The sequence below is a fragment of the Algoriphagus yeomjeoni genome, assembly GCF_003259505.1.
In the GTDB taxonomy this organism is placed as follows: domain Bacteria; phylum Bacteroidota; class Bacteroidia; order Cytophagales; family Cyclobacteriaceae; genus Algoriphagus; species Algoriphagus yeomjeoni.
In genome coordinates, this window is the sequence record NZ_QLLK01000002.1 from 110,243 (window position 1) to 128,265 (window position 18,023).

The 18,023-nt window shown below is 39.2% G+C and carries 17 protein-coding genes; 5 read left to right on the forward strand and 12 right to left on the reverse strand.

What is annotated here, in order from left to right; all coding sequences use genetic code 11:
• Position 1 precedes the first annotated feature (1 nt).
• From LV83_RS03760 to LV83_RS03780, 5 genes are all read right to left on the reverse strand, one after another.
• The gene (locus LV83_RS03760; protein WP_111610203.1) at positions 2 to 1,438 is read right to left on the reverse strand and encodes a type III PLP-dependent enzyme domain-containing protein; all 1,437 of its coding nucleotides are present in this window, start codon (positions 1,436 to 1,438) and stop codon (positions 2 to 4) included.
• The gene (locus LV83_RS03765) at positions 1,438 to 3,246 is read right to left on the reverse strand and encodes an FAD/NAD(P)-binding protein (RefSeq protein ID WP_111610204.1); all 1,809 of its coding nucleotides are present in this window, start codon (positions 3,244 to 3,246) and stop codon (positions 1,438 to 1,440) included. The genes LV83_RS03760 and LV83_RS03765 overlap by 1 nt, the downstream gene beginning before the upstream one ends.
• Before the next feature lie 28 nt (positions 3,247 to 3,274).
• Positions 3,275 to 4,258, reverse strand: coding sequence for a 2,3-diaminopropionate biosynthesis protein SbnA (gene sbnA, locus LV83_RS03770; protein WP_111610518.1), 984 nt, complete (start codon positions 4,256 to 4,258; stop codon positions 3,275 to 3,277).
• A 579-nt stretch (positions 4,259 to 4,837) separates the two neighbouring features.
• Positions 4,838 to 5,302, reverse strand: a complete 465-nt coding sequence (locus LV83_RS03775) for a heme-binding domain-containing protein (protein WP_111610205.1) — start codon at positions 5,300 to 5,302, stop codon at positions 4,838 to 4,840.
• Positions 5,303 to 5,698, reverse strand: a complete 396-nt coding sequence (locus tag LV83_RS03780; RefSeq protein ID WP_111610206.1) for a heme-binding domain-containing protein — start codon at positions 5,696 to 5,698, stop codon at positions 5,303 to 5,305.
• Between the two features lie 202 nt (positions 5,699 to 5,900).
• Here LV83_RS03780 and LV83_RS03785 point away from each other — a divergent pair, with 202 nt between their 5' ends.
• Positions 5,901 to 6,404: a DinB family protein gene (locus tag LV83_RS03785; RefSeq protein WP_111610207.1), complete on the forward strand. Its 504-nt coding sequence runs from the start codon at positions 5,901 to 5,903 to the stop codon at positions 6,402 to 6,404.
• A 117-nt stretch (positions 6,405 to 6,521) separates the two neighbouring features.
• Here the strand turns inward: LV83_RS03785 and LV83_RS03790 are convergent, their stop codons facing one another.
• On the reverse strand, positions 6,522 to 6,806 hold the full coding sequence (locus tag LV83_RS03790) for a hypothetical protein (protein WP_111610208.1): 285 nt from the start codon (positions 6,804 to 6,806) through the stop codon (positions 6,522 to 6,524).
• A 311-nt stretch (positions 6,807 to 7,117) separates the two neighbouring features.
• Between LV83_RS03790 and LV83_RS03795 the strand changes: the two genes are divergently transcribed.
• Together LV83_RS03795 and LV83_RS03800 are read left to right on the forward strand one after the other, a co-directional pair.
• Entirely contained in the window at positions 7,118 to 9,811 is a 2,694-nt protein-coding gene (locus LV83_RS03795) for a DUF7133 domain-containing protein (protein ID WP_111610209.1), read from the forward strand.
• Positions 9,812 to 9,979: 168 nt separating this feature from the next.
• Positions 9,980 to 10,594, forward strand: a complete 615-nt coding sequence (locus tag LV83_RS03800; protein ID WP_111610210.1) for a DUF4230 domain-containing protein — start codon at positions 9,980 to 9,982, stop codon at positions 10,592 to 10,594.
• 8 nt (positions 10,595 to 10,602) lie between these two features.
• On the opposite strand, the gene LV83_RS03805 is transcribed toward LV83_RS03800, so the two are convergent.
• From LV83_RS03805 to LV83_RS03820, 4 genes are all read right to left on the reverse strand, one after another.
• Complete coding sequence (locus LV83_RS03805; protein WP_111610211.1) at positions 10,603 to 11,004, reverse strand: hypothetical protein; 402 nt, start codon at positions 11,002 to 11,004, stop codon at positions 10,603 to 10,605.
• A gap of 4 nt (positions 11,005 to 11,008) precedes the next feature.
• Positions 11,009 to 11,869, reverse strand: coding sequence for a hypothetical protein (locus LV83_RS03810; protein WP_146613686.1), 861 nt, complete (start codon positions 11,867 to 11,869; stop codon positions 11,009 to 11,011).
• A 248-nt stretch (positions 11,870 to 12,117) separates the two neighbouring features.
• On the reverse strand, positions 12,118 to 13,137 hold the full coding sequence (locus tag LV83_RS03815; protein ID WP_111610213.1) for an aldo/keto reductase: 1,020 nt from the start codon (positions 13,135 to 13,137) through the stop codon (positions 12,118 to 12,120).
• A 123-nt stretch (positions 13,138 to 13,260) separates the two neighbouring features.
• Positions 13,261 to 13,857, reverse strand: a complete 597-nt coding sequence (locus LV83_RS03820; protein ID WP_111610214.1) for a class I SAM-dependent methyltransferase — start codon at positions 13,855 to 13,857, stop codon at positions 13,261 to 13,263.
• A 109-nt stretch (positions 13,858 to 13,966) separates the two neighbouring features.
• On the opposite strand from LV83_RS03820, the gene LV83_RS03825 reads away from it, so the two are divergent.
• A complete protein-coding gene (locus tag LV83_RS03825; RefSeq protein WP_111610215.1) occupies positions 13,967 to 15,265 on the forward strand; it encodes a DUF3472 domain-containing protein in 1,299 nt (432 codons plus the stop codon).
• Between the two features lie 105 nt (positions 15,266 to 15,370).
• Here the strand turns inward: LV83_RS03825 and LV83_RS03830 are convergent, their stop codons facing one another.
• Entirely contained in the window at positions 15,371 to 16,126 is a 756-nt protein-coding gene (locus tag LV83_RS03830; protein ID WP_111610216.1) for a hypothetical protein, read from the reverse strand.
• A gap of 49 nt (positions 16,127 to 16,175) precedes the next feature.
• On the reverse strand, positions 16,176 to 16,769 hold the full coding sequence (locus LV83_RS03835; RefSeq protein ID WP_111610217.1) for a DUF6252 family protein: 594 nt from the start codon (positions 16,767 to 16,769) through the stop codon (positions 16,176 to 16,178).
• A gap of 327 nt (positions 16,770 to 17,096) precedes the next feature.
• On the opposite strand from LV83_RS03835, the gene LV83_RS03840 reads away from it, so the two are divergent.
• A complete protein-coding gene (locus tag LV83_RS03840; RefSeq protein WP_111610218.1) occupies positions 17,097 to 17,975 on the forward strand; it encodes an aldose 1-epimerase family protein in 879 nt (292 codons plus the stop codon).
• Positions 17,976 to 18,023 lie beyond the last annotated feature (48 nt).

Consider the following 18,023-nt stretch of genomic DNA (forward strand, 5'->3'; position numbering starts at 1 on the left):
ATTAATGGTTGTCATCATTTTGAAAATGAGCCAGATCAATTTTGCTATTTTCAATTGATCTATTCCAGATAAGGTTTGTAGCCAAAGGAAATAGATGTGCACTTGACTCAAAAAAGTGCATCATATATCCTGCTGTATTCACAAAGATCACCAAGTCTCCTACTTGCGGGAGTTTTTGCAAAGCAATTTTTCGTTTCAGCAAGACATCTCGTTCAAGACAATAAGCACCGGTAAAATACACTTCAGCGGCTTCTCCTTCTGCATCTTCATTTTGATATAATACAAAAGGGTCCAACATAAAGTCGGCGCTCCCACTCAGCATCTGAGTCATGTTCATTTCAAGACCCACCAACCAGTCTCCCCTAGAATCTTTTTTTCGAAAAGCGACTCTGGAGACAGTAAGACCAACTTGGTCCAACATAGATCTCCCAGGTTCCATTCTGATTTCTACTCCAAGACTCTTAGCATGCTGGGCTAGAGTAATACCAGAGGAATTTTTATGATAAAGAATTTTTCTTAGAAAATCACCCTTGAATAAGTAGTTCCAAAATGGATATGTTTTTAGTTCACCCAGCAGTGATCCCCCAAAGACTTGCAGCCCTAAACCCTGATTTTCAAAGGTTATCGGATCTCTTCTGTTAATGATTGCCCTACGAAGTTGCAAGCTAAAATTATCCCATTCTGTTTCGTATTTGAGATAGTTCATGAGTATTCCTCCACCTATATCTATGAATTCAGTTTTAAATCCTTTTAGACTTAATTGCTCTGATAATTCTAGACACTGGCTCAAGGCTAAACTTCGTTCCTCGGTAGAATAGCCATTGAGGTGGAAGTGCAGCCCCTTGTAGATGAGGTGATCGAATTTATTGGAATTAAAGAAATTCTCGTCAACGAAGGAACCAAAGGTCTCCAAATCGAATCCAAATCTGCTATAAAGCTTAGATTCCCGAACAATGAAACCACTGATTCGAAAAGCGATATTTGCGTTTTTACCTAATTCTTCAGCTGATTCTTGAACTTGTAAGCATTCATCTTCATTGTCAAGAACAAGCAGGCTGCCGTTCTTAATTACTTTTTCGATTAGTTCTCTGTTTTTGACTGCAGCCGTGACAATCAAGTCTGAAGCTGGAATGCCCATTTCCAGACATTGCATGTATTCACGATAGCTTGCAGTATCTATGCCCATCCCAAGTGCATGAGCCTTTCTGACTACACCTTTGGTTTTGTTGGCTTTTCTGGCGAAAAATAGTTTATTCTTTAGACCTTCCTCCTCAAACACCCGAAGGTACAATTCGAAATTCTTTTGCATTAGGTCCGTCTGATGGATATTTATAGGTGAGCCGTGCTTTTCCAGCAGTTGATTCAAAACGCGCCTTTCATCCATGAGTTCATGCATCCATGAAGAGGTGATTGGAGTAAGTGTTGGTAAGCGAGCCATTAGATTGAGTTTGATCGAAGTTGTGTTTCGGGTTCTTCCTGAAGTATTTTTTTTGTTAGGTCTTTAGCCCAATCACTTACGAAATCATTCCTTTGCCGGGAAAGAGAATCATTGTCGTAAGTGAGTCCTTCAGTTGGAGTTCCGGTAAAGGTTATAGTTTCATTTGCCCAGCCAGTTTCATCCAAGGGATTTCCTTTTTCATTGATGGCCAAACATCCCGGTCTGAAATCAAGACGGCCTTCCAATCGATTCACATAGGGAATGATTAAGTTTTGCTCCAGCAAAGTACTATATAGTGGTCCTGCACAGCGATGTAATTGGATTTTGGGAACACGTGCATCTACCAGAAAGTCTACAGAGACTTTCTCTTCCTTATTATTTGAGAGTATAGTTTTTGAAGAGTAAGAAATTTCCGGATTTTGGGAAAAGGAGAAATCGATCAGGCCAGCTTTTGCAATAGCTTCGATTTTCTTCATGTTTTCAATAGGTGGACCATAGCTTATTCTGTTCAGGTGTCCGGCATATTTTTCCAGAAAAGTCTTTTGGGATTGTGGCTTTAGTCCACCAAAGCTATAAAGTTCATTAAATAAGTCACTTAGATGCCGCCAGGCGTCCGCAGCAGCGGCAAATGCACTTTCTTCAACACCTCTCTCTGCTTCCTGAATACTCATACGAATGAATTCAAGGGTACTTTTATTCAACTCGCCATCCGAAATAGTCCCTTCAAGAAAGCTATAGAAATCAAATCTCGGCAGGTCAGGATTTTGCTCGTGGAAGTTTTCAATCTGAAATTCCACTTCTGCATAATCTTTCAAAACTTCCAGTTTAAGTCCTTTACTTGAAAATAATTTGGAATAATATACAACCGTAAAGTCCTGCTCTATGAGCGGCAAAAGTTGATGCTCAAAATCATATTTCCCTTCTAATGTCTCACTATATTCAACTGATTCCTTATTAAAATAGAAAGGCGCCAGTGATGATTTTCCGTAGGTATTTCCCCTGGGAATCATTAGCATTCCAGACTTGGAAAATGGATAAAGTACTTCAGGCTCCATTCCTGATTTGGTGTAGATGAGGTCACCTGTTTCATCCGCTACAAATTTCCCGCCTCTCCCTTCCGTCAAGGCTAGTACTGCATCGATAAAAGTTAACCCCATTCCTTTTATAGCTACCTTACTCCCAGAGGAAATCCCCTTGAGACGCAGATCTACTGGGTAAATAAAGTCTATATGAGTATCTTGAGCCACTAAGTCAGCATCATTGATGCAAGGGTGGCCGGTCGCTATTAACAGATTCTGTATAGCATTAACTCTTAAAGGAACATTGTCATCTGAAACTTTGCAATCAACAGAATAACCGTCTTCATTCTGTTCTATACCTATGACATCACCTACATGCTTGAAAATTGAAATATGCTCCGGACAGTTTTCAAGCAACTCATTGAATCCCTCAGATAGGTATCGTCCTACTGTAGCTCTTGAAGAAAAGGTGTATTCAGAGTCATTTGGAAACTCATCTTTACGCTCATTGAGCCATTCCACAAAAGATTTTGGGTGAGGAACATTTGGTTTAGGCTTTTGCTCAGGCCACATGTTGATATAGCCATTGACATAATTCATTTTCAAATACGATGGCTGAGCAGGATTATAGATTTCCCCGGCACCAAAGGAATCTGACTTGTTGAACAAATGTATTTCTGTAGGAAAAGGATATTCTGCTTCTGCTAGATTAGCAAGAAGGCGTTCTAAGCCATAGAGTCCTTTTGGACCTAATCCTACTATTGCTATTCGCATTTTCTCTTGACTCATTTATTGATATTTTTGACTTGAAAAGAAATTAGACCAGAACAGTCTCTTGGGTTGAAATATTCTCTTTCACCCATTCTTCATTGTAAATAGTATCTAAGTAACGTTCGCCTCGATCACATAAAATCATGGCAATAGAAGCTCCAGAGGGAATGTTTGAAGCATATCTTTGAACTGCTGATGTAACGGCTCCCGAAGACCCACCACAGAGTATGGCTTCAGTATTCATCAACAGACGACATCCTGCCACGCATTCTTCGTCACTTACGTGCACCACATCGAAAATTGCCTTTGTGTCAAGGAATTGAGACTTTCTGCCTGCTCCATGACCTGGGATTTTGCGTTCAGCTGCTGGAGTTCCGAAAATCACACTTCCCACCGCATCCACAGCAATTAATTTGGTTTTGAGCTTATTTGCATTGATATATTCTGCACATCCCATAAGCGTCCCGCAGGTACTGGTAGCAGCAAAAAGATAATCTGGCGCTGCTCCTAGGTCTTTAACGATCTCATGCATGGTCTGTTTGTGAGCTGCAGGATTTTTCGGATTGCCATACTGATTGGTCCAAAAGCTTCTTGGATTATCTCTTAAAATCTCTTGTACCCTATCCAACCTAGCCTGCAAATATCCGCCTTCTTTGGCTGCTGTATTCACAAAATTCACTTTGCCTCCATAGGCTTTGATGATTTTAACATTTTGCTTGTTAACCATTGGGTCTACCACCACTTCTAAGTTAAGGCCGAAATACTTGCATGTTTGTGCGAGACCTATTGCCATATTTCCCGAACTAGATTCTACGACCGTATCTCCTTTTTTCAGCTTCCCAGCTTCCATAGCGTCTGTGATCAGTTGTAAGGCTGTACGATCTTTAATACTTCCGCCAGGATTAAAAGCCTCCATTTTTGCTGCTATTTTCAGCTGCTTTTCAGGAAACAATCGATTAAGACGAATTAGCGGTGTATGCCCTACAGTATCTAAAATCCTGGTAAAACAAGGATGAGTTGGGTTATTCATTAGAAATGGATGGTTTAGCATTATGGCATACTTAGCTAAAACCGAACCTTTCAATACTATAGGGCTATGAAGGAGATATATCTTAGCGTATGCCAACTAAATACCAGCACAAAATGAAAACTCATTGTATACTTATTCACCTAAAATCCCCCTTGAATTTGATTTAAGGGACTTAAAACAAATTGAATAGAGTTAACTAAAAAAACACTTCTTAAAAACCTAAAAAAATGCTTAAGTAAATTTCTTAGAAATCAAGTGTAGAAATCATACCGATATGTAGGAAAAATTCACCCCAATCTTTCAAGTCGATTTATTCTTTTCGCCTTTAAGTTGATATGATTATCCGAAATGATGTCAGGCACTATACACTCTTCGCTTGACTGGTCGGAAAACACAGAACCTAATACAAAAGAGTATACTTCCCTAAATAAGGTTGACTGTTATAGATCCCACTTTTTAAGTATCCTTCATCCTTTTAATGGCACCACAGCGGATATACATAAGATCTATTCTTCATTTTCAGACTACTGACTTTAGCACTTAGAATTATCTCTTATTTCTTCAATAAAGAATAAAACCTCAATATTCCTCAGCAATGATATCCATGGCAGCCTCCGCCCAATCAACTATTTTTTGTCGCTGTACATCATCCAAATCAGCCTCTGCATGCATGGTGATGTAAATCGGTAAAGGCATGTGCTTCTCTTCCACATTCGAATAAATATCATCCAAAATTGCCAGCTGATCCATCAGCTCGTATTCGGCCCAAGTAGAAAAGTTAACCTCTTCCCTAGCCATTTTTACGTCCTTGGCAACCAACCAGGACACAGGTGCAACTTGAGAATACCAAGGGTATTTAGTTGCATTGCTATGGCAGTTGTAACAGGCAGTTTGTAGTAAATCTGCCACCTCTCCATCTACAATACCAGAACCCAGTAAATCACCGGGATTATCCTGGCTCACCTCCGGAAGATCGTTGGGAACGAATTGAACTCCAAGAAAAATCAGGGCTATTGCTAGCCCTGTGTATTGCCAAGCCTTCATTTACTCTGCTTTTTTCTTCTTTCCTGCACTCCATTCTTTCAAGATTGCCATCTCTTCGTCTGAGAGTTTTCCTTCAGGCTTATTTTCCAAAAACCTTGCTGGGGGCATATCGCCTTCAGTCAGTACTTCATTGATTTTAGACATGGTGGCCAGTTGCTTGGATTTTTTTTCCGATTCGAAAAAATCCCAATCCAACTTCTTCTTGCCTTTCTCATTTTTAGATTCAGCATTGTGACATCCATAACACTTCTGCTCTACCACTGCTTTCACATTGGCAGGCATTTTTGCGTCAAATAAATTGAGATCAGGATGCTTTTCAGGTTCTGGCTTTTGTGCAGCCTGAAAAAACAATAAGCCTACAATAGCGGCAGCAGGGAGTAAACCAAATTTTTTCATAGTAATAGGGGTTAGTAAAATATTCTTCTGAATTTAATACGCATAGCAGTTATATTAAGATTGTAAGCTTCATATTTTTCTATAAAAATTTGATAAATGGCAAATTTTAAGACTATTCTATGGTTTTTGACTCCACCATTAAATCTTGGCTGCCAAAAAATTAACTTTGTAAGTACTTACCCTTCACCATTAATTTACTTCCATGACGCAGAAACCCGAAGTATGGCTAAGAGGGCCAATAGATGGCTACCCACTCCTCTTGCAACCTGTAGTGCATGCTGTCCTGCAAGCTCAGGAGGAGATTCATGGCTTGATGAAAGATTTTCCATCAGATTTACTTTGGGAAAGACCTGCAGGAATGGCAAGTGCAGCTTTTCATTTGCAGCATCTCACAGGGGTTTTGGATCGCATGGTGACTTATGCTAAAGCAGAATCTCTTAGTAAGATTCAATTTGATAATTTGAAAAAGGAAGGTGAGCTGGACCATAACCTGACAACTGAAGAACTCTTGAGTCATCTTGATTTGCAGATTCTGGCATTTTTAGAATTTATAGCAAGAATCAATGCTGATACCTTGACTGAATTCCGTGGAGTAGGAAGAGCTAAACTTCCTTCTACTGTTGGAGGATTACTTTTTCATGCGGCAGAACATACGCAGCGACATTTCGGGCAATTGCTCGTCACTGTGAGGATTTTACAGAATTAGATCTATAGCGCTTGCAAATTGGATTAGCTAGAATAATTACCCTCACTTAAACCCATCCGGATAAAAACGAAAAATCCCTGCTTTATGCAAGGATTTTATCTTTTCTATTAGTTGAACTCAAGCTTTGTTAGCTTCATCTTGTAAAGCCTTGATGTTATTGTCAGTGTAAAACTTATCCCGAAGCTCTTGGAATTCTTCTTCAAGAGAAGTGACTAAAGCAAGGTTGCTATCTACATTTGACCACATATCTGGTAATTTTTTCTCCAGAAGGCTCACACCGAGATTGATGTTATCGGCTTCTATTTTCGATATTTTCTTCAATACAGAAGTTTGACTATTTTTCAAATCATCAAATTCTCTCAGGATCTTATCCATCATTTCTAGTTTTTCTAACTTATCCATGGTCGTTATTTTAGGTTTATAGAAGTTAACTAAGGTTAGAATATACAACTTTTAACAGGTACTATAAAATCTGGATAAAACATATCCTCCTAGAAATCTTGATTTTAGGCTAACTTTTAATTCTATTTTCTTCAAAAAATCAACTGCTAAAATCTAGTATGAGCCAGCTACTTGCTTTGTATATAAAGTACTCCAAAGATAATTTTTAACACAATTATTTCTTTGGTATCCCCTTTTCGCATAGAATCTCATATTTTGCAATTCCTCCATAAACTGAAGGAAATCAATGATAAACCTAGTCATATTTCTTAATGAGAATTTCAAATAACCTCATATTTTCCTATACTGTAACTCTGGCTATTTTCTCCAGTTGTACACCGGAAAAATCACCTTTTGATGTATCACCGGCGGATTCCATGGATCCTAAGCGATTGGAGCAGCCCTACCCTGCCATAAGCATCCCTGAAGATGCAGATATGGAATCGCCCGTTTGGAAAGGCATAGACCTCAGTCCTCAAGCACCTTTGATTCCCGTTTCGGCGAATGAAGAATTGAAATCATTTATTCTTCAGCCAGGATACAAGCTTGAGCCTATTCTTTCTGAACCTCAGATCCGTGAACCTGCGGCAATTCAGTTTGACGGAAATGGGCGTATGTATGTCCTCGAGCTTAGAACTTACATGCAGGATATCGACGCCACAGGCGAACTCATGCCTACTTCGAGGATTTCCAGATGGGAAGACAAGGACAATGATGGCGTTTATGAAACAAGTGTCATCTTCTTAGATAGCTTGGTATTTCCTCGATATGTGGTTCCTTTTGGCAAAAACACCATTTTGTCCATGGAGTCAAATGAGGACAATGTCTATAAATACACCGATACTGATGGTGACGGAAAGGCGGACAAAAAGGAGCTTTTTGCCTCTGGGTTAGGAAGATCCGGTAATGTGGAGCATCAGACTAGCTTCCTGACTTGGACCATGGACAACTGGATGTATAGCACCTATAATTCCAGAAGAATCCGCTGGACACCAGATGGAGTTATTCAAGAACCTGCAGGAAATCCATGGGGCCAATGGGGAGTAACTCAGGATAATTATGGACAGACTTGGTTCCAGGATGGAGCTGGTGGAGTGCCACAAGGATTTCAGTTTCCGCTTGTCTATGGAAATTTTGGAGTCAAAGGCCAGTACAAAGACGGATTCAGAGAGCCCTTTAGCTTGGTAAAATTGGCTGATTTCCAACCTGGAATGCGAGAAGCTAAAGCTGACGGATCACTAAATAATGTTACCGGAGCAGCTGGAAATGATGTATTTCGCGGAGATAGACTTCCTGCGGAAATTCAGAATAAATACTTCTATGGTGAGCCAGTTGGCCGTATAGTTCGTCAAGTAAATACAGAGAAAACAGATGGATTGTCATACATACAAAACCCCTACCGAGAAGCTCAATCTGAGTTTATACAATCTACAGATCCCCTATTCAGGCCTGTAGATATCGCCACCGCGCCTGATGGCACCATGTACATCGTGGATATGTATCGCGGTATTATTCAGCAGGGAAACTGGACTCAGGAAGGAAGCTACCTACGAACCAAGATCCAACAGTATCAAATGGATGACATTGCTGGAAATGGGCGAATCTGGAGACTGACCTATGAGGGAATGGAAAGAAATAAGGAGAAGCCGAAGATGCTGGATGAGACTTCAGCAGAACTTGTACGTCACCTTAGCAACCCTAACGGCTGGTGGAGAGATAAAGCTCAGCAGCTTATCATCCTGAATCAGGATAAATCAGTGGTGGGTGAATTGGAAAAACTAGTAAACACCTCTGACAATGAGTTGGCTAGAATCCATGCCTTATGGACTCTTGAAGGATTGAATGCTCTTAAACTTCCAATGATTAAAAAGCTGATGAAAGATAAAAGTCCTCAAATGAGAATTCAGGCGCTTCGTGCAAGCGAAAGTCTTTACAAATATGGCGAGAAGAGTTTGGCAGCTGATTACAAGGAAATGATCAAAGACTCCTCAAAGGATGTTGCCTTGCAAGCTTTATTAAGTGCTTATGTACTTAAAATTGATCAGAATGAAGAGTTGATCAAAGCCACCTTAGCAGAAAATCAATCTCAGGGAATGCAACTCGTAGGGACTCAGTTATTGGAGCGTTTGGCAAAGGAAAAGGAGCTGGCTGCCACGCAGTTTGAACCTCAACAACTAGCGCTTTTCAACAAAGGAAAAACCATCTTCGATAGCTATTGCTCCACCTGCCACGGTGCAAAAGGCTTGGGTACTCCTACTGGTGGCGGTGAGCTGATTGCTCCAGCTTTCTCCGGTTCACAAAGACTAATGGGTCATCCAGAATATGCAGTTAAAACCTTGCTGCATGGATTGAATGGAGCACTTGATGGAAAGGAATACGAGGGAGTAATGATTGCGATGGATAGCAATGACGATGAATATATTGCTTCTGTAGTTTCTTATATCCGAAACGACTTCGGAAATTCAGGAAGCTTCGTAAGTCCTGAATATGTAGCTCAACTAAGAAAAGAAACAGCCGACAAAGAGGGAACCTATGAGTTTGACGAACTTGTCTCAGAAATCCCAAAAGCACTTCCGCTACAGGATAACTGGAAAATATCGGCGAGTAGCACTGCCTTGCAGGGAGTTGGCTCTACAAAAGATCCCTCTTATGCATTCACCTACAAAGGTTGGAAAACTGATGGTTCACAAGAGCCTGGCATGTGGTTCCAAGTTGAACTTCCTTCCGCAAAGCATATTACTGAAGTTCAGTTTGACGCTGGAAATAAAGAGTTTCCAATTGCATATTCGGTATCTACTTCGTCTGATGGAAAAGCTTGGACGAAAGTAGCAGAGGCAAAAGGAAATCAGGGAGAAAATACTGTTCAGTGGAAAGCAGATGGAACATCAAGGTTCCTGAAAATTGAAAGCATGGAAAAAGGTGAGTCACCATGGGCGATGAAGTCACTGATGCTTTATGCAAGGTGAACTAAAAGATGGAAATTAAAAGAGTTAGAAAATTAAGCGATGGGATTATCTCATCGCTTTTTTTGACTTCTCTGGTATTTTCATTTTGGAATTAGAGTTAATACTACTTAAGTATATCCTTTCTAATCAATTCCCGTACTTTTAAGCCAATCCTTCAGATAAATTCTTATGATCAAATTTGTAATTGGATTTTTAGCGGCACTGATACTCCTTGGTGGTATCTGGCTTTTTGTTAACAATAAAAACGAAGAAGCCGAACTGCAAGCTAACTCCTCCATGATACAGCAGCAGATACAGCAAGTGGGTAAATTAATCGTAACAGAAGCCTATTATTCTCAGGTTTTCACTTACAAAAACTCCCAGAAACTTTTTTTAAACCTAGTCAGTGCAGATAAAAAGGCATTGATCATCGCTAAGGCGAAGGCTACAGTAGAATATGATTTGAGGCAAATGGAGACTGAAATTGACCCGGAAAGCAAGACTGTCACCCTAGTGAAAATCCCCGAGCCAGTGGTCAATGTGTATCCTGAATTCGAATACTACGATGTGACTCAGGATTACCTTAATCAATTTGAAGGCAAGGATTACAACAAGATCAAAACCAGCATAACGGCTCAGTTTCGCAAGAAAATCGATGAATCCACTCTTAAGTCTGATGCCCAAGATCGCTTGATGAGCGAACTGCTCAACATTTTCATCCTCACCAAATCATTGGAATGGACACTGGTTTATAATGAAGAGGTGATCGAAAATGAGGAGCAGATGGAACTACTCAAAAAGTAGTCTTCCAGCTAAAGGATTGGCGCTTGCCAAGTTTCATAAACTCCTTTGATTGAGTCACCAATTCCTTTGGTATCACGATTAACAATTGCAACCCCCAGAAGCAGAATTGCTGCAGCTACATTCAGGCCCTTTTGAATACTGTTGAGCTTCTTGATTGAATCCTGAATCTCACCAGTAATTGAATTTATTTTGGCTAAAGAATCAATGGTTTCATCCATAATCAAAGTGGTAGAAAAAGCCAAAATATCCTCTCCTGTCTGGAGCAACATGTTTTGAGTTTCGCTTAGCTCCTTATTTTCTTCAAAGGATAGCTTATCCCAGTTTTCATACCTGAAGTCACCAATTGCCATTGCCAAACTGTAAAAATTATCAGACAATTGGGTTGCTTGATCGGAAGTCAAATTGGCCATATTATTAGTGATTAAGTTTTTTGAATTCAGAGATTAGACCTTTGATGTTACTAGAGTATCCTTTTGCTAAGTTTTGGAGACTTTTGACCGATAGCTCATTTCTATTTTCATACAGTACTTGATGCCCTTTTGCTATTTCTGCCAGACTTTTTCCAAATACCGCAAGCTCCATTTCTTTCCGCTTAATTTCCCCTAAAGCTTGATAATAATCTGCTGTTGCTTGTCCTTTTTCGTATTCTGAAACCACAGTTCTACTCATTTTCATATCCATGTAATAAGCATACAATCGCTCTCGCTTGAATCTCAATTCACCTTTGAGATTGGTACTGACGATCACTTCAAACTTTTCCAGCAAAACCTGAATGGGCTCATTTGCTTCTTCTATATATTTTGCCAGCTTCTTTCTCCGGTAAAAATCAGTAGAGGCTCTCAGGAGTGTATTCGAAAGACTTGAAAAAGCGGAAGCAGTCCGCTCATCGATTTGAAGAGGACCTACTTCTTGGGTAGTTAGAGCTCCAATTAAAGCTTCGCTACTGTAGTTGGTGAGTTCATTTTGTGACAAGAGCCCTAGTCCTTCGAAATATCCCCCTATTGTATTGTAAAACACCTGAGCTACACTATCAGCTTCCTCATAGAGAGCACAGCTACACTCTTGGGCTCTTTTTATTTCGTACAATCTAATAGCTTCTTCAGCACACCTATCCAGGCAATGCTGCAAAAAGGAATAGTCTATTTGTTCAAAATTCTTGATGCTTTCTATCGAGGAAGCTGAAAAATCACCAACAGACTTGAGGTTGACGCAGCCAACTATTGACAAGGCAAAAAGAATGAGTGTTAGCCTGCTTTTTAAAAGGTATTTATTCATCATGGACTATTTTAAAAATGGTTGATTGAATCAACACTTTCCTAGCTATAAAAACTCACATAGGATTTAGCCTCAATAAGATAGCAAGAATTTTTAAAGTTTTATACTATACTGATGCTATCAATATTTCGCGTTGGAAATATCCAATAATTAAAAAAAAAGAGACAGAAAAATGGACTACCAATCCACTCTTCCGTCTCTAGATTATTTCAGTTTTTGAAGAAAATTATTCTCGACTAGTCGAATACTTACTTTCTATAATTAGACTGTCTTTCCACCATCCAGCCCGGATACTGCATTGGAAGTGGACTGATTTTATCAATTTTCCGCAGATCATCTTCTGTCAAAAGCAGTTGCGTGGAATCTACATTATCCTTTAACTGAGTCAAAGTTTTTGCTCCGATGATTGTGCTGGTAACTCCTAGCTGCTGTCTAACCCAAGCTAATGCAACTTGAGCGATACTTGCATCATGAATTTTGGCTAAATCAGACATTACATCCACCAAATCATACGCTTTTTCTTTGTCTATTGGAGGGAAATCAAAACTCGCCCTTCTAGAATCAGCATCAGCACCTTCCCGGGTAAACTTGCCTGTCAAAAACCCTCCTGCTAATGGGCTCCATGGGAAAATAGCGATGTTATGGTCGACTGCCATCGGCACTAATTCATGCTCAATATCCCGGCTTACTGCGGAGTAATAATACTGAAGCCCCATGAATTTGTGCCATCCCCGGTAATGTGCAATCGCCTGAGCTTTGGCAACCATCCATGCCGGCCAGTTGCAAATTGCGATGTATCGAACTTTGCCGGATTCCACAATGTCATTGAGTGCACGAACAATTTCTTCTAGGGAGGTCAGCGGATCAACTCCGTGAACATATAGAATATCGACGTAATCCATTTGAAGCCTTTTTAAGCTAGCTTCTACTGAATTGAAAATGTTGTATCTAGAGAGTCCGGCACTATTTGGTTTGTCCTTCATCTTTGCCAGAAGTTTAGTAGCGATTACCACTTCATCTCGAGGCACATCAATATCCAATAATCCCTGACCCAAAAGTTCTTCAGACTGACCAAAGGAATACACGTTTGCAGTATCGATAAAATTGATTCCGGATTCGACTACGGCAGTAAGCATTTCATTTACTTCCTTTTGCTGGAGCTTACCGATTTTAGCCCACATATCCTCATGCTGACCTCCAAAAGTCATGGTTCCAAAGCAAAGTTCGGATACCAATAAGCCGGTATTCCCGACAGAATTGTACTTCATAGTGTTGTTATTTTGTGCTTAAAAAAAGAGTTATGCTTTGTAAACAGGAGACTACTTAAAACAGTTTCTTGTAAGTTTTGACAAAGGGAAAAATCCTTGCTATTTCTATTAGTCAGAACTTGTCTAAGTTCTCTTTTCCCAATACTTTAATTTCCCTTTATTCTCGGATTTTACTAACCTGTAGCTCTCCGGAATCTCCTCACAGGCTCCACAATAAGTCACAATTCTAGTTTCAGCTGCAGTCTGATCAAACTTTTCCCGTAGCAAGTGAATATACTTTTGATGAGCTAACTCATCCAAATCCTGCTGTCTGTTGAGTTTATCTTTGGGATTAATAAACTCTTCAAAAGCATTGAAAAAATAGAAGGAATCATAGTCTTTAAAATCAACATCAATTAAATCATCATGAAGGAAATTTAGGCTATGCAGCCCTAGGTTTTTCGAGATTTTTCTAGAAAGCAAAACCAAATTTTCCCGTTGCTCCACTCCCACTATAGTAGCCTTGGATGCTAATGCTGCTACCAAACAAAATTTTCCTGATCCAGACCCCAAGTCCAAGACTACATCGCGCTCACCTTCAGTTAAAAACTTTATGTTTTTTTTAGCTATTTCCACTGGAGTCCAATGCGTACTGGAAAGCTTCTGCATTTTGATAGGATAAAGTGCATTGATCACTTCATCACTTAATTTCACTTCGTCTTGGGTAACTGAAACGCTCATTTCATATTATTTACTCGAATGTAATTTTAAGAACTTCGGCATAAAGTTATTGCTAATTACCCTATTTCACTTTGGAAATATATCTTTATAAAAATCCTCTAAAACTTCAATGAAATACACCTTGCGGACTGTCCTATATTTTGCTTTAACTCTATGCCTTGTAATTTCATCTGCAGCAAAATCCCCAATACAGGAAAATAAAAATTCTATAACTGTCCCTCTGGGTGGAAACACCTTTCAAACAGCTGGAAATGACCAAGAAAAAATTGGAGAAGCTGGAATATTAACCTGGTCAAATGCAGCGAGTGAATTCAGCATTTATGTGAAATCTTCTGTCGAAAAAGAAGTATTTATTGCTTTAGAATTGAACACACAGGAAGCTGATTCTGAGATAAGTATATCGCTAAATAACACTCAAGACATTTCGCTTAAGAAAGGAGAATCCGGAAGTATAGCAGTAGGTGAATTCAAACTTGCCTCGGGTTATAACGAGATCAAACTAAAGGGTATTAAAAAATCTGGAAATCACTTTGCTCAACTTAAAAGTCTCCTAATCTCCTATGAAGGAGAACTTGAATTAGCTTTTGTCAAAGACAATGAATCCAATCGCTTTTATTGGGGTCGACGAGGTCCATCCGTACACTTATCCTACACTTTACCTGAGAATAAAAACATCAAATGGTTCTATAATGAAGTCACCGTTCCCGTAGGTTCAGATCCCATAGGTTCCTATTTCATGGCTAATGGCTTTGCTGAGGGATATTTTGGAATTCAGGTAAATTCAGAGACAGAGCGAAGAATTCTGTTTTCGGTATGGAGTCCTTTCAAAACGGATAATCCAGGCGAAATTCCTGATGAGGAAAAAATCATTCTTTTGAAAAAAGGTGAAGATGTCTATACTGGTGAATTTGGAAATGAAGGCTCCGGTGGTCAGAGCTTTCTTAGGTATGACTGGAAGGCTGGAAAAACTTACCACTTTCTTAACTCTGTGATGCCTGATGGTAAAGGAAACACGATTTATACGGCCTATTTTAAAGATCCTGAGATAGGCAAATGGATGCTTATCGCCAGTTTTTTAAGACCTAAAACGGATACTTGGTACAAGAGGCCTCATTCATTTCTGGAGAATTTTGTCCCAGAATCTGGTCACCTTGAACGCACAGCCAATTATGGAAACCAATGGGCTGCTGATGAGAATGGGAATTGGATAGAATTAACTGAAGCAAAATTTACAGGAGATGATATCGCTAAGCGAGGCTATAGAATGGACTATGCGGGAGGAGAAAAATCCGGGCAATTTTATTTAAGAAATGGAGGTTTTTTTGATAAAAATGAGGAATTAAATAGTATGCACCGTCGAAAACTAACTGGTCTTAAACCAAAAATCAACTTTAAAAAACTGCCATAGTTTAGCTCTTAATCAAACAAAAAACATCAGCTGATTCTGGACTAAAATCCAAAATCAGCTGATGGTACAATTGCTAGAAATTTAAAATTATAGGGCGATTAGCATTTAATTCTTTGACTTATCTTCCTTGAATTCTCCATTTTTCAAATAAAGCGAATTTTCCAAATTGGCGATAATTGCATCATACGCTTCACCGTTTCCATCTTCGTCATTTGGCCCTACTTCTACCAATCCATTACCATTTCCATCAGACACAAGATTAGGATCTATACCTGCAAGAAGTGTGTCTAGGTACAAAGTCAAATACAAGTCAACCGATCCAGCTACTTCAATACCCTTGTTGAACCGAATACTGACTTCATCCTCTAAATCAATATAAAGTTGGGCAGGCGTGTCAAACCACTGGGCTCTTACAAAAAGAGACAGCCCGTAGATATCATCATCTTCCGGTACATTTTCGGCTTGAACTAGGTCAAAATTTAGTTTGCCATACACGCCATCATAAGCCATTGCCGTAGCAATTAATGGCTCATAAATATTTCCATCTTCGAGTAAAGTAATTACCTGTGGAGAATTCTCCCTCACCTGTACTATGCTTGGTTTCTTGCTATTCTCATTGGTTCCGCGAAGAATCAATTTGAGATTATCGATAGAAACCTTAATATCCGAAATCTCAAAGTTTCCATAAATTAAGTTATTGGTACGTGCACCTGCAGCTCCTTCCCCGGTATCAATAGTTGCCAATATCTTTACTTCGCTCTGCGGATAATTAGGAATTTCATCTTTTTCTGTACAAGCAACCGCTAATATCCCTGCAGAAGCAGCTAATAGGATGGTTTTAAAACTGTTTTTTCTGTTCATAATAGTTGTGATTAAGTTCATAAATAGATTGAAGGGTAGTGTTTTATAGTTATAATGCTTTCCATTTTACCTGCTCAAATGTCCCTTCGGTCACATTGATCAGGGTATCATTTTCGGTATTCAAGGCTGAAAACTTGAAGGTTCCTGAGATTTCTTGCGCTTCAATATCAATTTCTGAAATAGTTAAAGTCATTTCATCTGTGTTGTAGGAGCTTGCTTTGAAAACATTTTCATCCGATTTCGCAGAAATTCTTTTTTCTACAGCTCCTTTTGCGCCTTTAAAAGTGCTCGTCTTATCATCCACCAAAATCCAATCGGTGAAGACATCTCCCGGTTGAACATTGGCGATAGACTCCCCGGCTAATTGAATACCCATTGCCAGAGCTTTCTTATCATCCTCTATTCGAATTCCATAAATGGTTAGTAAAAAATCAGTACCGGAGGAATCCAATTCTGCTTTCAGAAATTCAGAAGCCAGTATGCCTTTGCCTCCTTCAACTTTAAATGCCTCTCCATTCAACAGAGCACTGATTACACCAGCATTTGTTTTATCGGGTATGATTTCCTCTAATGCATCGCAACTACATAATCCAAAAGAAAATAGGCCTAGAAATAAAATGAGTTTATGGGTTTTATCTGACATAATTTGAGAGCAATTTGAAGTGGTAGGTTTAGACACTAGAAAACTAAAATTGTACGCATTCTTCACGTTCTGAGGAATAAATACACACAGAATTCGATTCGCACAGAATGAAATTCCATCAAATAGGTTCTTAGCGTACATCAGCAAGCTTTACTATATACAGAGTTCACATGCTATGCCATGGAATAAACTGTTCTGATATTGAAAAGACTGGCTTCTAGAAATGCAATACATGAGAGATCATACAGCTAGTGTTTTTAAACTACCTTTCAGGGACTTTTAAAAAATTGATTTGGAAAACTAAATCGCACAGTGTTATTTCATTTTATGCGCCACAAATTAGTATCCTCGGAATTATCGATAGAGGTAAATGAAATAGGTATGGAGCTTAGCTCTATTAAAAATAAAGCTTCAGGTCTAGAATATCTTTGGCAAGGAGATCCAAACATCTGGAATGGCCAAGCACCAGTTCTTTTTCCAATTATTGGAGCATTAAAAAATGAATTTACGTTTATCAGTGGTCAAAAATATGAAATGCCTAAGCATGGATTAGTCCGCAATTCGAACAAACCTAAATTAGTTGAAAAAACGGATTCATCACTTAGATTTCGTTTTTCTTGGGATGAAGAAACGATGCTGCTATATCCTTTCAAATTCCAATTAGACATACTTTTCACACTAGAAAACAAGACTCTAAAAGTTGAACATATCATATCAAATCTGGGAGATAAGGCCATGTTTTACTCCATCGGTGCACACCCTGCTTTTAACTGTCCTCTGAAGGATGAAGAAGAATATGAAGACTATTTTTTAGAATTTGAGCAATATGAAACAGATTCAACTTGGGTAGTGGAAGAAAACGGATTAATAGGACTGGATCAAAAGTTAGTGCTGAATAACACAGCCACACTTCCACTGAACAAGAATCTATTCGATAAGGATGCCTTGATTTTCAAAAATCTCAAATCTCGAAAAGTTAGCCTCAGCCACAAAAGCAGTGGACCAATACTATCTGTGAAATTCGACGATTTCAACTACCTAGGAATCTGGGCGAAACCCGGTGCTCCTTTTGTTTGTATTGAACCTTGGCTAGGCATAGGAGATAGCATCAACTCCAACCAAAAATTCGAAGAGAAAGATGGGATCTTAAAATTGGAACCTCATCAAAGTGACTCTAAAAGCTATGAAATCACAATATTAGACTAGATCAAAAGAGTTTCCTTATATAAAGAAAGGCTGACCCAAATTATGGAT

Bases quoted from the DNA above. Each gene is read 5' to 3' on its own strand.
- LV83_RS03760 (WP_111610203.1), bottom strand. From the start codon at position 1,438: ATGGCTCGCTTACCAACACTTACTCCAATCACCTCTTCATGGATGCAT.
- LV83_RS03765 (WP_111610204.1), bottom strand. From the start codon at position 3,246: ATGAGTCAAGAGAAAATGCGAATAGCAATAGTAGGATTAGGTCCAAAA.
- sbnA (WP_111610518.1), bottom strand. From the start codon at position 4,258: ATGAATAACCCAACTCATCCTTGTTTTACCAGGATTTTAGATACTGTA.
- LV83_RS03775 (WP_111610205.1), bottom strand. From the start codon at position 5,302: ATGAAGGCTTGGCAATACACAGGGCTAGCAATAGCCCTGATTTTTCTT.
- LV83_RS03780 (WP_111610206.1), bottom strand. From the start codon at position 5,698: ATGAAAAAATTTGGTTTACTCCCTGCTGCCGCTATTGTAGGCTTATTG.
- LV83_RS03785 (WP_111610207.1), top strand. From the start codon at position 5,901: ATGACGCAGAAACCCGAAGTATGGCTAAGAGGGCCAATAGATGGCTAC.
- LV83_RS03790 (WP_111610208.1), bottom strand. From the start codon at position 6,806: ATGGATAAGTTAGAAAAACTAGAAATGATGGATAAGATCCTGAGAGAA.
- LV83_RS03795 (WP_111610209.1), top strand. From the start codon at position 7,118: ATGAGAATTTCAAATAACCTCATATTTTCCTATACTGTAACTCTGGCT.
- LV83_RS03800 (WP_111610210.1), top strand. From the start codon at position 9,980: ATGATCAAATTTGTAATTGGATTTTTAGCGGCACTGATACTCCTTGGT.
- LV83_RS03805 (WP_111610211.1), bottom strand. From the start codon at position 11,004: ATGGCCAATTTGACTTCCGATCAAGCAACCCAATTGTCTGATAATTTT.
- LV83_RS03810 (WP_146613686.1), bottom strand. From the start codon at position 11,869: ATGAATAAATACCTTTTAAAAAGCAGGCTAACACTCATTCTTTTTGCC.
- LV83_RS03815 (WP_111610213.1), bottom strand. From the start codon at position 13,137: ATGAAGTACAATTCTGTCGGGAATACCGGCTTATTGGTATCCGAACTT.
- LV83_RS03820 (WP_111610214.1), bottom strand. From the start codon at position 13,857: ATGAGCGTTTCAGTTACCCAAGACGAAGTGAAATTAAGTGATGAAGTG.
- LV83_RS03825 (WP_111610215.1), top strand. From the start codon at position 13,967: ATGAAATACACCTTGCGGACTGTCCTATATTTTGCTTTAACTCTATGC.
- LV83_RS03830 (WP_111610216.1), bottom strand. From the start codon at position 16,126: ATGAACAGAAAAAACAGTTTTAAAACCATCCTATTAGCTGCTTCTGCA.
- LV83_RS03835 (WP_111610217.1), bottom strand. From the start codon at position 16,769: ATGTCAGATAAAACCCATAAACTCATTTTATTTCTAGGCCTATTTTCT.
- LV83_RS03840 (WP_111610218.1), top strand. From the start codon at position 17,097: ATGCGCCACAAATTAGTATCCTCGGAATTATCGATAGAGGTAAATGAA.